Raw genomic sequence first — 15,452 nt, 5'->3', positions numbered from 1 at the left:
GCACTCTTTTGGCTGTCGAGAAAGTCGACGGCCTTTTTTGATGAACACCCCCACTCTTGGTGATAGACTCCTTTCCTTCTTATCTAATTGCGGATACTATTATAAATATTCCTTACGATTACCAAAGGAGGCTCCCCATGAATAATCAAATTCTCAGTGCGCGCCTGACTCTCACTAAAGTGGCATTACCCGATTGGGAGCTGATCCGCTCCATCTATTCCAACCCAACACTGATGGAGCATATCGGAGCGACCATGAGCGAGGAAGATATCCGCCGTAACTTTGAGAAAGAACTCGCTCCGTGGAGCCTCGAATCCATCCACTGGCTAACCTGGATCATACGTGAAACCGACTCCAGTAGCGACGTTGGCTTGATTAGCATCTGCACCCGTAACCGGGAAAATCTCACTGCGGAAGTAGGCTTCATCATTCTGGACGGATTCAAAGGCAAGGGCTATGCAACGGAAGCAATCAGACGCGTATTTGATTTCGCTGTGGATACGTTTGGATTCAAGAAATTTACGGCTGTTTGTTCCGAAGAGCATGTGGCTTCACGACGTGTTTTGGAAAAGTCTGGAATGAAGCTGGATAAAATCGTGCCCGAAAGCACTGAAATTGCTGGCAGGATGGTGAATGACTGTTTTTATTCGTTGGAAAAATAAGAAAAAGAGTGTCTTCTGACAGCCTCCATTCGCTGTACAGCGACACTCCACTTTCCCCTCACCCAAAAACTACTTCCCCGTTTCCTTATACGCTTTAATACGTGTCCCAATTTCGTCTCTAACCCTTTGAAACTCAGACCATTCTTTTCCTGCGGGATCGTCAAATCCCCAATGGACGCGTTTCACATGAGGTGGTGTGGTTGGGCAAACGGAGTCTGCATGACTACATAGTGTCACGACCAGATCTGCTTTGTTTAGGATATCAGGATCAATGACGTCAGATGTTTGTTTGGAAATATCTATTCCCACTTCTTCCATAGCTCGAATGGCATTTGGATTGACACCATGCGCTTCAATTCCCGCAGAAAACACATTCCACGAGTCACCTAAATATTTCTTTCCCCATGCTTCCGCCATTTGGCTACGGCAAGAATTCCCTGTGCATAAGAAGTAAATAGTCTTCTTGTTTTCCATGATATACTCACCTTTTTCCATTACGATATTGAATTGGCAAAATACTTCCGCTTGAACCATAATGCTACGTTAACTAAGGCAATCATCACCGGAACTTCAACAAGAGGACCGATGACAGCTGCAAAGGCGGCACCTGAGTGAATCCCAAAAACACCGACTGCTACTGCGATTGCCAACTCAAAGTTATTACTGCCTGCCGTAAACGCAAGCGTCGTTGTCACCGGATAGTTCGCACCAATTTTTTTCCCCATAAAGAACGAAATAAAGAACATCAAGATGAAATAGATAAGAAGGGGGATCGCGATTCGAACCACATCAACTGGTACACTCACGATATTTTCTCCTTGTATCGAGAACATGACGACGATCGTAAAAAGCAACGCTATTAATGTCATAGGGCTTATTTTGGGGATAAACACTTTCTCATACCACTGTCTGCCTTTTGCTTTCACCAAAGTAAAGCGCGTCAGCATCCCTGCAAGAAATGGGATACCCAAGTAGATGAACACTGATTTGGCTACTTCCGCCATCGTAATGTCAACGACTGCTCCCTGGATACCAAGCCATTCTGGAATAATCGTAACAAACACATAGGCATAAACCGAAAAGAACAGCATCTGAAATACAGAATTAAACGCCACAAGTCCGGCTGCATACTCGGTATCGCCCTTAGCTAGGTCATTCCACACAATCACCATGGCAATGCAACGTGCCAAGCCAATCATTATCAGCCCTACCATATATTCTGGCTTATCTGGCAAGAAAACGATTGCCAACACGAACATCAAAACCGGACCAATCACCCAGTTTTGAATGAGGGAAAGAAAAAGAACCTTACGATCTTGAAAGACACGTCCCATCTCTTCGTAACGAACTTTTGCCAGTGGGGGATACATCATCAAAATTAAGCCAATGGCAAGAGGGATGGATGTTGTACCAATTTGCAAGCTGTTCAATCCACTTGTGAAGGCCGGAAAGAATGTTCCTACCGTAATTCCAATAACCATGGCAAGGAAAATCCACAGCGTTAAGTAGCGATCTAAAAAGGATAGTTGTTTCATGAAGCACTCCTTCGTTTAACAGCAAGCTTTGCTTACGACTGTATTTGAATCTGCACAGCAGGAAGAGGATTCGATTTTATGAACGTCACTGTCAGCCTTGGTGTAAAAAAATTCCCATTCATTCCCGTCTGGATCTGTTACCCAAAATTTATCCTGCACAGCATAGCAGCATGTCGTATCCATCTCATCTCGTGCGAAAAAGCCTTCTTTTTCTAGCCTTTCCTTATGAGCAACAATTTCCTCCGTACTTTCAACCTGGAATCCAAAATGATTGACTTGATTCCCACTAACGGCGTCGCGGACATTTAACGTAAAGTTCAGCCCCGGGCTTTCCAGCAAAAACTTTGCATAATCGGTCTTTACCTTCACAGGCTCTACTCCAAATACCTTTTGATAGAATTCAATCGATTTCTCCAGGCTCGTAACGTTAATCCCAACGTGAACATACTTCATTCTCATGTTCCTCCTAAGATTACATAGATTCATCAAAAAAAATTGATATAAGGTTTAAAAAAATTAACAGCAGCTGCCTTTACCTGTTTTCCTGAAAATACAACAAAGCTCTTCCGATAACAGTTGATTGACTTCGCTGTCGTTCAAGTCGTAATAACTCCAAGTACCTTTGGTTTCTTTTATGATCAGATTCGCATCCAACAAAATCTTGAGATGATAGGATAACTTCGATTGTGGCATGTCAAAAACCTCAGTGAGGTCACATACGCACGTCTTGCCTCTCTGACAAAGCTCATACATGATTTCTAATCGTTTCTGATCGGCAAGAGCTTTGAATTTCTTCTCATATTGCTCCAGCTTTTGTTTCATATCGTTCATGGAAGATGACCTCATTCATCAATTTTTTTTGATATATTTATTATATGCATGGTTCCCCGAAAGATGCAATCGTAACATCAATTTTTTTTGATTAATGATTGTAAAAAACAAAAACCCTTCCTGCCAAAACAGAAAGGGCCTCCTCCAACTGATCTGCTACTTAAACCAGCCTTTTTCCTTGGAATGCATAATCGCCTCGATCCGATTGCTCACACCGAGCTTGTCGAGAATAACGGAGATGTAATTCCGCACAGTCCCTGTCGTAATATACAGTTGGCTGGCAATCTCCTTGGTGTTCTTCCCGTCAGCGATCAAAAGCAGGACTTCCTTTTCCCGCTCCGTCAGTGGATTCTCTTGTCCGTATGCCTCATCGACCAGCTCAGGCGCATAGATCCGCCGCCCTGCCATAATGCTGCGAATCGAGCTGGCCAGCTCTTCGCTCGGACTGTCCTTGAGCAAGTAGCCGTTTGCACCTGCCTTCAGTGCTCGTTCGAAGTAACCTGGGCGGGCAAAGGTCGTCAGAATCATCACCTTGCAGCCGCTGCCTTTCAATTCCTCGGCAGCATCCAATCCGCTTTTGACCGGCATTTCGATATCCATGATGCAAATGTCGGGTTGATGCTGATGCACGAGCTTGACCGCATCCTCACCATTACTTGCTTTTCCGACGACCTTCATATCCTCTTCCAAATCGAGCAGGGAAGCAAGGGCTCCCAAGAGCATCCGCTGATCCTCTGCAATGACAATGCGAATCATCCTCCCGCCTCCTGTTCAGGTTGTTTGAAGACGTTGGGTACTCGAATCACTAGCTGTGTTCCAGACATGGAGGACTGGATTTCCATGCTTCCGTTGACAAATTCCAGCCGTTCCTTCATCCCGCGCAAACCGTTGCCTCGATAGACCAATTCCTCCGCCATTCCAATCCCATTGTCCGTTACGCTTACGACGAGATCAGTACGGGTGGGTTCGATGACGATGGAGCAGGCGGTGGCATTGCTATGCTTCACAATATTGTTGACTGCTTCTTTCAGACACATGCACAACACGTTTTCTGTCATCAGCGAAGTGTTGGTCAGATTCGTGTCGCCTTCCAGCACGAATTCAATTTCCGCCGCCTTGAAAATTTGCTTGATCCGAAACATCTCATCTTCTAGCCGCGTCCCACGCATTTGCGTGACCATTTCCCGTACTTCTTTCAAAGCGATTCGCGCCGTTTGCCTGATTTCTTCCAGCTCTGTTCTCGCCAGAGCAGGATTTTTGTTGATCAGCTTGTTCGCCAAATCGCTTTTCAACCCAATCAAGGAGAGCTTCTGCCCCAACGTATCATGCAAATCGCGGGCAATGCGTTGGCGTTCCTCGAGCTTGACCAGCTCCGATATTCGCTTGTTCGCATGCTCCAGCTCTCCCTGCAACTTCTCTCGCTTATTCCAGTTGTACGTGGTCACGGGCAAGAGAATGACCGCAATCATGCTAACCAAAACAAACGGAAGCTGGCCAATCAATTGCGCGTTTTTGGTGAAAAAGCCGATGTTGACCGATATGGTGGTGCTAATCAAATGAACCGTGTACAGCGTAACAAAGCCGATCTTGTTCTCGATATTCCCGATAAAAAACGCCAGGAAGAGCGAGAAATACACATAGCCGAACATCAAGGTCATGGCGATGGATATGATGATCTGCACACTCGTCCAAAAGTAAATCAGCCAGCCCTTTGACAGGAAGGAGAATACATAGCAAATGAAAAACAGAATGATCATGATGATTCCGATCACCGCTTCGTACGTCGAGGATGACCGGAAGATGAAATAGAATGGCAGGATGTAGAAGACAACCCACACATAAGGGCTCAAACCCGTATTTTTTTGTAGAATGTGATACCACTTCTGCTTCTGCATGCTTGCCCACCTTTTCTTCGCCACTCTCTCAAGTGTATCGGAATTCAAAGGTTTATGGCAGGCTTATTTTCCTTCCAAACTCGTTTGGGTGCCTTTAAGTGCATCCATGATCGCTTCGGATCGAGCAGCAGCCAACCGCTTGATGCCTTTGAAGCTCACAAAACGCTTGTTGCTCTCATCCCATAAATGAAAACGCAGGCACTGCACGCTGGCCGCCAGTGTAATCGTTGTCGCCTTCTGAAGCGGCGGTGTCTCGTTATGTGCTTTTTCCAGGTTGTAATTCGGTACACGTGGGCTTAAGTGATGGACGTGGTGAAAACCAATATTGCCTGTGATCCATTGCAGCACCTTCGGCAGCTTGTAGTAAGAGCTTCCTTCTACTGCTGCTTTCACGTAGCTCCACTCTTCTTCGTTCTCAAAGTACGAATCCTCATACGTATGCTGCACATAAAACAGCCAAATCCCAAACAATCCTGAGACAAAAAAGATCGGACCTTGAATCAGCAGGAATGCTTGCCAGCCAACCGCCCAGATTAAGAGCGTATAAAGACCGACCAGCAGCACATTCGTCAAATACGTATTCATCCGCTCTTTGCGGCGAGCTCGCTTTACATTAAAACGATATTGAAGCAAAAAGACAAAAATAGGACCCAAACCAAACATAACGATCGGATTACGATACAACCGATAAGCAATTTTTCGCCAGGTTGGAGCTTCGAGATATTCATTAACAGTCAACATCCACAGATCGCCTACGCCTCGTTTGTCGAGGTTGCTGCTCGTTGCATGGTGAATATTGTGACTATTTTTCCATTGTTCATACGGAACAAGGGTAATCACACCTGTAATCGTCCCCACGATGTCATTTGCCAGGCGATTTTTGAAAAAGGATTGGTGGCAGCAATCGTGGCAAATGATGAAGGTACGGATGACGAAGCCTGCTGCAACAATGACGATAGGCAGCGTGAGCCAATAGGACACAGACAGACTGAGATAAGCACCGTACCAGAGTAGAATCAGCGGAACTAGTGTATTGATTAGCTGTCGGATACTCTTTTTCATGTCTGATTTTTCAAAGGGGGCAACATTCTTTTTCAACTCGGCAATATTGGCTTTATGCATCAATTGTTTCCTCCTCGTTCAAAGCGCATAGAGACATGGAATGCGCCGTACGCCTTATTCTACCCTTATTGTAGAAAATAGAGTCTGTCCGCTGTAGTCATAAACGTCAAGTCGAGGACATGACAAATGTCATGGTTGAACAAAGGAATGGAAAATTTAGGTTTAGTAAAAAGACCCCATCCATACTTCGGATGAGGTCCTTGGCTTTGACTCTTTATTCTTCTTACTTCACATCGAGGCGCTTCATGATATCTTCGAGCAGCAAATTCGCTGCCTTGATGCCGCCTGCTTTGTTCCAAACCGTTTCGTCTACTTGGTAAACTTGATTGGTCTTCGCCACATTCAGAGATTGGAAGACTGGGCTTTCCATCCATTTTTTCGCGTTGTTCGCAATGTCTGCGGATTCTTTCGTTGGCTCCGTTACCCAGTAGAACAGGATGTCGCCGTCCATAGCGGACATGCCTTCTTCGCTGATCATTTCCGCAAAGTTGTTTACGTCCTGGGAAGCTGGACGTGCGAGTCCAAGCTGATCGAGCAGCACACCGCTAAAGGTATCTTTTTGATAGATTTGTACGCCTTTTTTGGAGAATTTCGCTACGGATACTTTTGTAGAAGCTTTAGGACCCAGCTTTGCTTTCGCAGCGGCTACACGGTCGTCGAATTCTTTCAGGACTTGCTCGCCTTCCGCCTTCTTGTTCAGTGCTTCTGCATAGAGCGTGAAGTTGCTTTTCCATCTTCCGGACAGCTCTTCAGAGAAGACGGTTGGAGCGATTTTGGACAGTTGATCGTAAATCTTTTCATGACGTACTTTGTTTCCGATGATCAAATCAGGACTCAGGCTTACAATCGCTTCGAGATTCGGCTGGTCTTCAAAGCCCAACACTTCTACGCCTGTCATCTCATCCTTGATGTGAGGATACCAAGGATCTTCATCCCAGGACTGTACAGCAGCGATTGGCTTGACGCCAAGTGCTAGCAAAGCTTCCGTACCTTCATTGGTTAAAATAACCACGCGTTCTGGTGTTCCCTTAATCGGGGTGGTACCCATTGCATGTTTCACTTCACGCACTTCATTGGAATCCGCTGGTGCTGGAGTAGCCTCAGTCGTCGTTCCCGATGCAACTGGCGCTTGTTGAGCTTGGTTGGCATTGCCTCCGCAACCGGCAAGGACAACCAGTAAGCACAGCGCGAAGAAGCTGGTCATGATGTGGCGCATGGTACGTAAACTGGTCTTACTTTTCATATCGAGAATGCCCCCACTTCTGCTTATCAACTTATTGATAACAATTATCAATTGATAGTATATAGAGACTCCTCTTACTTTTCTATGGACGTGATTGTCTAATTGCCATGGACCAGATTACCCCTGAGCAACCTGGAGAAAATACGCTGTGCTCCTTTGAATCGTATGTTCTCTGCCAAACGGTCCCCATGGGTCCCATTCGTGATTGGCGGGATGGTACACTTTGTTTTCCCGCACTGCACGCAAGTCTCTCCACAGCGGGTTGTTCCACAGTGCTGCCACATGCTCCCGTTCACTCCAGAACACGAGGATTCGCTCCGGGTTCAATTTGATCAGATCGTTGAGGGCATTTGGTTGATAGGCCGCGTGAGTCACATTCGGGTCAGGCGCAAATCCAAGCTTGTGATAAAACAAGTCAGCGAGGGCGTGTCCCTCTACACCATACAGGCGCACCTCATCTGCAAGGACGCGAATCATCGTCCATTCACCCGTGCGTGTAACTGGCAGTAGTGCATCTCTAGCTTGTTTTTCTACTTTGTCGATGTGCTTGATGATTTTCTCTGCCTGACTCTCTTTCTTGAAGAGCGTTGCCAATTTGGTTTGGTAGTCAATCCAGTTCGGATAGCCGTCAAAGGAGACCGTTCCTTTTATTTTCTCCCAGTCTCCTGCCTCCCGATTGTGGAAAAAATTCATCCTGACGATCACATCAGGCGACAAAGTCAAAATCTCTTTCGGATCGATCAATTGCTCTGCATTCAGTGCTTTTGTCCCGCGCAGTTTTTGCTGCAAATAAGAAGGAAAGCCCGTCCTCGTTTCAAAGTAATTCGGGAAGGAGGGGGCAGCAATCGGCTGAATTCCCATCGCAAGAAAATGATCCTGCAAAAATAGTTTGCTGACCACGACTACCCGTTGGTCACTTTGCTTCATATATATTTGCGGCGACAATCCTTCTCGTTTTTTGAAGAGTCTACTAAAATACAGCTCATCCGTATAACCGACGTTACGAGCCACATCCTTCACACTTCCTCCAGAATGGACAAGCAGCTCCTTGGCCTGGTCCATCCGCAACCCAGTCAAATACTCCCCAGGTGTCATTCCCGTCACACGTTTGAAAGCACGGCAATATGAGCTGGGAGTCAACCCCGCCAGTTTGGGCAAGCTCCCCAATTCCAGTGGCTCGCGGTAGTGCTTTTGCATGTAGGCGATCGTCTCCTCAATCGCTCCAATACCCTTTTCTTCTTTCTTTTTCTGTTCAACATGAACAACACCAAGCAGCTCGTAGAACAATGCTTGGCTCCGCAAAAAAGAAGAGTAGTCCCGCTTCCGTGTCAATTGCGAGAGCTCATCCAATACCGTCAGAAATGAGGCGGGAGTAGAGACAGTCAAAACCTTGACTTCTTTCCTCTCGGGAGCGCTCTCGTACTGATCGCGTCTTGCTTCCACGAAATGAAGCCTGTATATGTGCAACGGCCCTGATTGGAACCGCAATTCTTCTATCTTCGTCGTCGGGCGCAACAACAAGAGCTTACCGGCGTCGAGCACCTGCTTTTGACCATCAACCGTAATCTCTGCACTTCCTTCTACCACATAGCAAAGGACATGGGTGTTTACCTCCACCTGACGCAGGTGAAAATTTTTCAATCGCTGTTTGCGAAAGGCGGTCATCAAAAAGCCAGGATAATCTTGATTCATCATCAACAGATTCACATCCTTCTATCGCCGGAAATAACAAGAAAAAGTAGACAAGCTGATTGCCAGAATCAGCCTGTTCTACTTTCATCATGTTGGAGATCTTTCTATTTGGCAAGTACCTGCCTGTCTATTGTGAGGAACGACTCGAACGGAACATCAGCAAGAACAGATAGGGCGCGCCTAGCAACGCCACTACGACCCCCGCCGGAATATCTTTCGGGATCATGACGATCCTCCCCAGCAAATCAGAAGCAGCCAACAATACAGCTCCAAGCATGGCTGAGACGACGACCGCACGGCGATGATGAGGTCCAACAAGCATACGTGCTGCATGCGGAGCGAGAAGACCGATAAACCCTACAGCTCCGACACTGGCAACTGCTGCTGAAGCGAGCAGCACGGCAATGAGTGCCACAGACAACCTCGTCATCCGCACCTTTAACCCCAATCCAGTCGAGCTCTCGTCGTTAAATGACAAGAGGTCCACCCGACGTCCTAACCACCACGCGATCGGTGCTAAGACGAGGATCGTTGGCAAAAGTCGGCCTACTTCCATCCATCCCCGCCCGTATGTACTTCCTGCCAGCCAAGTGAGTGCAGGCGCTGCCAAGATCATAGAATGTACGATCAAAATATTGATAAGGGCGGCACCTGCGGCAGAAACCGCAATACCTACTAGCGTCAAGATGATTGGATTGAGTCCCCTTCTCCAAGAGACCGCGTATACAATCGCAGCAGAGATGATTCCGCCTGCAACAGCCCCAAGCGGCATCCAAGCCGATAGTTGAGGGAACACGAGGAGCACGATAATCGCCCCTACACCCGCACCGCTTGTTACACCGACAATCTGCGGATCTGCAAGCGGATTACGTACTGCACTCTGCATGAGACTTCCGCTGATCGCGAGTGCCACACCTGCCAACATCGCTGTCAACAGTCGTGGCATCCGAAGCTCAAACACCAATTGACTGTACATCTCATTTCCTTGTCCCATGAAAATGGCGATGATCTCGGTCCACGGCAAGTACAAGTTTCCGCTAGACAGGCTAAGCATCCAAGCGACCACGAGCAGAACAGCAAGCGTGCACACAATCAACGGATACGAAACTTTGCGTTGTGCTCCACCGACACTCATCGAGCCTCCAGTCCCAGCAGTCATACTGCGCGAGACACGCAAAGCCAGCCAGATCAGCCATGGTCCGCCAATAGCTGCCGTGATGGCTCCTGCCGGGAGTTCACCATAATGATTGATAAACATACGTGCAATCGTATCGGAAGCGACAAGCAGCGCTGCCCCCCAGATGGCACATAGCGGCAGCAGCCATCTATGCTGCGTGATACCGGACAATCGCACCAGATGCGGAGCCACGAGTCCGATGAAACCGATAGGCCCGACCACACTGACACTAACGCACGTAACCAAGATCGCAATAAACATGGTGAAAAGCCGTGTTTTTGCCACCTTTTGCCCCAATGATTTCGCCGTCTCTTCATTAAGGCTAAGTACATCGAGCTGTCTGGCCATGAAAAAGCTGACCAAAATCCCAGCTACAATCCAAGGCCAACTGAATTCTACACCTGACCAGTCATTTTGCTTCAAGGAGCCTGAACCCCAGAGGAAAATGCCGTTTGTCGTTTCTTCATTAAACAAGATGATGGCACTCGTCAAAGAGGAGTACACCAAGGTGACAATCATCCCGGACAATGCCACACGCACTGGCGTACCCTTGCGCCCGCCAGACATGAAGTATACGGTAACGGCTGCAAGTATTCCACCCGCCATTGCAAATGGAAGCGGATGTTCATGCAAGAATGATGGCCAAAAAACCATCCCGAACACCACGAAGAAATAGGCACCCGCGTTTACCCCCAAGGTCGTTTCCGAAGCGAGCGGGTTTCGTGTCACCGTCTGCATCAATGCCCCGGCAATAGCCAATGCTGCACCAGACAAAAGCCCCATGACCGTTCTTGGAAGCCTGACACCTTGTATCATATGGTGATCAGAAATGTCTTGCGGAGCAATAATGGCCTGTACGACAGAACGCAGAGAAATGTCTGCCATCCCCTGTGTCAAACTGACAAATGTAAGCACTAACAGAGCGACAAGTCCACTCCCTAACATCAAGAACAATCTCCAGCCCCCTCTTTGTGAGGAAGTGGCTGGAGTGATGTCAGTTCGTGTAAACATTTTATGTTTGGCTAAACTCATTATTTTGCCAACAGATCTACAACTTTATTCGCGAGAATCTTTGCAGACATGGTACCACCATACGGCCACAGATCTCCGCCCAGAGCATAGACGCGATTTTCTTTCACAAAAGTGAGACCGTTCCAAACCGGGTTGTTCTTCAATTGATTCTCAATCACGTTGTCATCATTTTGAATGATATGGAGGAAATTCGCATCCTGCAACGCTGGAAGTGCCTCCACATCTGCCAGTGTCATTCCTGTTTGCTCAAATTTCTTAGGCTTATACTTATTTGTCAGACCAATGTTAATCAAGATGCTTGCTGCTGTAGAGTTATCCGTAGACAAACGGAATTCTACTGCATTTTGACTGCTGTAGCCCATTGCGAGGACGAATGGAACTTTATCTGCACCAGCTTTGGTCAGCTTTTCTTTTGCTTCTGCATAAGTCTTGTCGAGGTCTTTCAAAGCGGCTTCGGCTTCTGCATTTTTACCTGTGATATCCGCAATTTGCTTGAAGATCTCGATCATTCGATCATACTGTGATCCCTGCCCTTCAGCAGGATTCGTATCAAAAGCAATCGTTGGGGCAATTTTGCTCATTTCGTCGTAATTCGCTTCTACATTTCGTTTAATACCGATAATCAAATCTGGCTTCAACATCATGATCGATTCCAGGTTCGGTGAAGTACGACTCCCTACATCCACTACTTCTGGAGCAATCTCCACAGGGAGCTTCACCCATTTTTTCATATTTGGAATATCTGCAATCCCTACAGGCTGAATACCAAGAGCCAACAAATGCTCTGCTGAGCTCCATTCCAATGCAACGATACGCTTAGGAGTGCCTTTGATAGTCGACTCTCCCATCATGTGCTTCACTGTGCGCACTTGCTCTTCAGCAGGCTTCGCCGCGTCAGGCTGAGCTGTAGCAGCTTGGTTGGAACCAGATTGTGCAGTTGACCCTGCATTGCCGCAAGCAGCGAGTAACAGCATCGCAGACAAAAATACAAGCATTACTGGTAATTTCATAAGACGCATGAAAAAATTCCCCCTTACTTTTCTGGGTGTTACATCGAATGAGAAAGGATGATGGACATGATTTCCAATCAACCATTGATTATGATAATGATTATCATTATCTTTGTCAACGGTAAGATGTGTTCAAAGTCTTAATAAAACAGCAGCGACCTAAGACCTGAAAAAAAGTCTTAGACTCGCCGCTGTTTTATTACGCTATCGATCCCGTTAGTTGAACGGTGCCTCTAGGTTTAAAGGCGGAGGCTCTTTCTAGACTTAAGTCCAGTTCTTATTCAAGCCAGAGTCCGTTACCAAATCTTTCTAACCACTGTACGATTAATGTACATACGGATCACGTAATTTAAAATGATGATCTGTTTAGCATGCAGAAGAAAGGAAGATAAACGTTTGAACAAGAACATGAAGTTAGCAATGATTCTCCTGGCCGCTGCCAGTATCGGAATCGCTGGATGTACGAAGGAATCCTCCGTCACTAGTGCACAAAGTTCGTCCCAGCAAAACGCTTCTATACCGACGAACACAATTGCAAATTCAGAAACATCGGATATGAAGAATGTCTCGAATGCAGTAAAAGGAGATATTTCTCAAATAGATGTAACTAACATTCATTCCCTAAAAATTCAGAGTAACGCTGCCATAGTTAAAGTCATAGGAGACAAACAAATCACTCAAGCAGAATGGGAATTATCCAAGGGCAATTCAAAAGGAATGGATACCAACGTGACTACGTCGATCCAAGATGGAACATTACAGATTATGCTTAAACAGGAACAAAAGAAGTTCATAAATACGGAGCCATTGCCATCCTTAACGATCCATCTTCCTTATAAAGACTTCAAATCCCTTGAGATAGATAATGAAGTTGGCAACATATTCATTGAGTCAGAATTATCAGTCCAACATTTAAATGTGAGCAGCAATGCTGGCAACATCACCGTAACGGATGTAATTGGCAAGGAAAGCAGTAACATATCTACTAACCTTGGAAACGTCGAATTCGCTCTACCGGATCAATTAGCACCTCTATATGTAAATTTATCAACAGAAATGGGAAATATCGATAACCAGGTTAATCTTGAAAAAGCAACAAATACCACATCGGTTGTTTCCAAAGAACTCAATGGATATGTGGGTGAGGCTCAATCCGGGAATGCAACGCTCAACATTTCCACACAGGTGGGCGAAATTCTATTCAAAAATTAAGTGTCATCATCGTACCAGGCTTGCCATAATCATGATCAGGCCTGGTATTGTTAGCATCCATTTTTAGAACAACGGACAGATGTTCATTAATAATAGAGTTTTAGACTGACTCATTGAACTATCGAACCCGTTAGTGGAATAACTGAACAGGCAAAGCAAGAACCAATTTTATCCCCAGTTAGGAAGTCTTGGGGTTCCCCTTCATGATGGACAAATTCAAGTAATTTTACTCCAAAAGGACTGATATTGAACGTCATTGTCTCTACACCTTCTGGTGGATTATGTGTCCCTGTATAGGTTCGGATTTGTATAGTTACTTTAAACGAAAAACTACCTTCCTCTAACCGTTGTATTTCAAGAATTTTGGCATCCCATAATGCATAACTTCTCATTGGTATGCCTTTCACTTTGTAGTATTCTCTAATAGCTTTAGAGATATGAGGGTCCAAAGTCGTAATAAAAACATCTTGTAAATCCTTTATCTGTTTGATATTCACCTCTAGATTGGAAGCATTAGTCTGTGAAGGTACCTGTAAAAACATGAATAGTATAGAAAGCAAGCTTAGCATTTTTTTCAAGCCATTCATCTCCTCCCATGGGTATTATTTACTTGACGAAAATTGACATACCCATAATGAGGATTCCTGCCCGTTGGTTAATGAAAGAAGCTGCCTCACAAGGCAGCTCTGGTTCTTACTGTTATGCAACTATCGAACCCGTTAGCGTGATATGGATAAAAATAGAAATAGCATGCATATTAGTTCTCTTTGCTAAACATCCAATGCCCTGAGGTCTAATTTTACAGGAAAGGTATACCCCATTGACTCTCAAGACAACAGTTACATGCACTCCATGATGAAAGACAGGGCATCCCAAATCATCTGTAAGTTATTGGAGAAAGGCGATATAATTTGTCAAAACTATTAGCTCGCAGAGCTAGTCTCCCTCTAAGCTCTGTTGGTCTACCCGGGTTTGCTGTTCAGATGGGGCTGCATGGACGTCGGTTACTTGGCGAACGCGGTTGTACCAATGTTTGAACCCAATGCAATTGCATTGGGTTTTTTCTTTGTTGGGAATGGAATAAAGTTTTCGGCAACCGACAGCTTCGAACTACACTGCCCGTTAGCGTAATGTCCGAAAGTCAGTCTAAAACTTTATTTTCTTTGAACACTTAGACTCGCAGGATCATTACACTATGGGCAGGATAGTTCAAAAAACCAAAGCCTTATGGTCGTGATAAAACGTAAAGGGGCTATCTAGAAAGTCAGTCTAAGCCGACTTTCTAGATAGCCTCACTCCAAAACAACTTTGGCATTTCAACAGGTTCAGTCTACAACACTATTTCCTAGAGCTCTTGCTTCTTTGTAGGTATAATCTCTCCCGTTTTCACATCTATTCCAATAGTGATAGATTGTTTGGGATCTTTTCCAGTAAACGTAAGGTTATATCTGCTAAATTTGCCTACAAAGTTGTCTACAATATTGGCATTTGAAATCACGTAGGATTTTGCTTCTGGATGTGAGGCATAGAATTTATCTACCGCGGATTTTACATTTGGGTATGATAGAACTGTAGCAGCATCCAATGATTGTATGGTATAGCTAAGGTTCCCCGTTTTCGAATCTATTGCAAAGTGAAAAAAGTTGTTTGAATCTTTTTCAAGTCTAATAACATACTTATCATACTCACCTTTTGAAACCACATCTTGATAAGCAACGATCTCATAAGATTTTGTTTCTGGAAACTGTACATAGACGTTATCCATTGCTGCTTTCACAGCCTTGTCGGCAAGAGCTTCGGAAGCTGAGAGCTTTTTGTAAGTTCCTGCATACAATTCTTGGTTTTGAGCTACAGTCTTTTGAGTTGGGTTTTCATTTGCACTTACTACTAAAGCTCCAGATAGGGAAATCGCAGTAGCCAATCCTAAAGCTGTCAAACGTACTGATGTTTTTTTAAGGTTTATTTTCATATCAATTCTCCTTCGCGTTTATGATTTCTTTCCTAGGTATAAGTTAGAAAAAACTTCTAAAATATAAAGTGG

Annotated in this window: 15 protein-coding genes; 2 read left to right on the top strand and 13 right to left on the bottom strand. The window is 45.4% G+C overall.

Features of this window, described 5'->3' with window-relative positions:
* Positions 1–137 precede the first annotated feature (137 nt).
* Positions 138–662 (top strand): GNAT family N-acetyltransferase, encoded by a 525-nt coding sequence (locus tag AB432_RS04460; protein WP_048031217.1) that lies wholly within the window; start codon positions 138–140, stop codon positions 660–662.
* 69 nt (positions 663–731) lie between these two features.
* Here the strand turns inward: AB432_RS04460 and arsC are convergent, their stop codons facing one another.
* The 11 genes from arsC to AB432_RS04405 all read right to left on the bottom strand — a co-directional run bounded on the left by arsC (position 732) and on the right by AB432_RS04405 (position 12,208).
* Positions 732–1,136, bottom strand: a complete 405-nt coding sequence (gene arsC, locus AB432_RS04455) for an arsenate reductase (thioredoxin) (protein ID WP_048031216.1) — start codon at positions 1,134–1,136, stop codon at positions 732–734.
* Between the two features lie 20 nt (positions 1,137–1,156).
* On the bottom strand, positions 1,157–2,197 hold the full coding sequence (gene arsB / locus AB432_RS04450) for an ACR3 family arsenite efflux transporter (RefSeq protein WP_048031215.1): 1,041 nt from the start codon (positions 2,195–2,197) through the stop codon (positions 1,157–1,159).
* A gap of 15 nt (positions 2,198–2,212) precedes the next feature.
* Positions 2,213–2,650, bottom strand: coding sequence for an ArsI/CadI family heavy metal resistance metalloenzyme (locus tag AB432_RS04445; protein WP_048031214.1), 438 nt, complete (start codon positions 2,648–2,650; stop codon positions 2,213–2,215).
* Between the two features lie 63 nt (positions 2,651–2,713).
* Positions 2,714–3,019, bottom strand: a complete 306-nt coding sequence (gene arsR / locus AB432_RS04440) for an arsenical resistance operon transcriptional regulator ArsR (RefSeq protein ID WP_271755388.1) — start codon at positions 3,017–3,019, stop codon at positions 2,714–2,716.
* Between the two features lie 165 nt (positions 3,020–3,184).
* Complete coding sequence (locus AB432_RS04435; RefSeq protein ID WP_048031212.1) at positions 3,185–3,784, bottom strand: response regulator transcription factor; 600 nt, start codon at positions 3,782–3,784, stop codon at positions 3,185–3,187.
* A complete protein-coding gene (locus AB432_RS04430) occupies positions 3,781–4,923 on the bottom strand; it encodes a sensor histidine kinase (protein ID WP_048031211.1) in 1,143 nt (380 codons plus the stop codon). The genes AB432_RS04435 and AB432_RS04430 overlap by 4 nt, the downstream gene beginning before the upstream one ends.
* A 63-nt stretch (positions 4,924–4,986) precedes the next feature.
* Positions 4,987–6,045, bottom strand: coding sequence for a Delta(5) desaturase DesA (locus AB432_RS04425; protein ID WP_048031210.1), 1,059 nt, complete (start codon positions 6,043–6,045; stop codon positions 4,987–4,989).
* A gap of 223 nt (positions 6,046–6,268) precedes the next feature.
* On the bottom strand, positions 6,269–7,288 hold the full coding sequence (locus AB432_RS04420; RefSeq protein WP_048031209.1) for an ABC transporter substrate-binding protein: 1,020 nt from the start codon (positions 7,286–7,288) through the stop codon (positions 6,269–6,271).
* Positions 7,289–7,405: 117 nt separating this feature from the next.
* A complete protein-coding gene (locus tag AB432_RS04415; RefSeq protein WP_235617613.1) occupies positions 7,406–8,995 on the bottom strand; it encodes a helix-turn-helix domain-containing protein in 1,590 nt (529 codons plus the stop codon).
* A gap of 112 nt (positions 8,996–9,107) precedes the next feature.
* Entirely contained in the window at positions 9,108–11,168 is a 2,061-nt protein-coding gene (gene fhuB, locus AB432_RS04410; RefSeq protein WP_082195871.1) for a Fe(3+)-hydroxamate ABC transporter permease FhuB, read from the bottom strand.
* Positions 11,169–11,188: 20 nt separating this feature from the next.
* On the bottom strand, positions 11,189–12,208 hold the full coding sequence (locus AB432_RS04405; protein WP_048031207.1) for an ABC transporter substrate-binding protein: 1,020 nt from the start codon (positions 12,206–12,208) through the stop codon (positions 11,189–11,191).
* A gap of 387 nt (positions 12,209–12,595) precedes the next feature.
* On the opposite strand from AB432_RS04405, the gene AB432_RS04400 reads away from it, so the two are divergent.
* Positions 12,596–13,411: a DUF4097 family beta strand repeat-containing protein gene (locus tag AB432_RS04400; protein WP_048031206.1), complete on the top strand. Its 816-nt coding sequence runs from the start codon at positions 12,596–12,598 to the stop codon at positions 13,409–13,411.
* Positions 13,412–13,521: 110 nt separating this feature from the next.
* On the opposite strand, the gene AB432_RS04395 is transcribed toward AB432_RS04400, so the two are convergent.
* Together AB432_RS04395 and AB432_RS04390 are read right to left on the bottom strand one after the other, a co-directional pair.
* The gene (locus AB432_RS04395; protein WP_235617724.1) at positions 13,522–13,980 is read right to left on the bottom strand and encodes a DUF3888 domain-containing protein; all 459 of its coding nucleotides are present in this window, start codon (positions 13,978–13,980) and stop codon (positions 13,522–13,524) included.
* Between the two features lie 776 nt (positions 13,981–14,756).
* Complete coding sequence (locus AB432_RS04390) at positions 14,757–15,380, bottom strand: hypothetical protein (RefSeq protein WP_048031205.1); 624 nt, start codon at positions 15,378–15,380, stop codon at positions 14,757–14,759.
* Between the last annotated feature and the right edge of the window lie 72 nt (positions 15,381–15,452).

The organism is Brevibacillus brevis (genome assembly GCF_001039275.2).
In the GTDB taxonomy this organism is placed as follows: Bacteria; Bacillota; Bacilli; order Brevibacillales; family Brevibacillaceae; genus Brevibacillus; species Brevibacillus brevis_C.
Note: the sequence above shows the minus strand (reverse complement) of the source record. Positions and strands in the feature narration are given on the sequence as shown.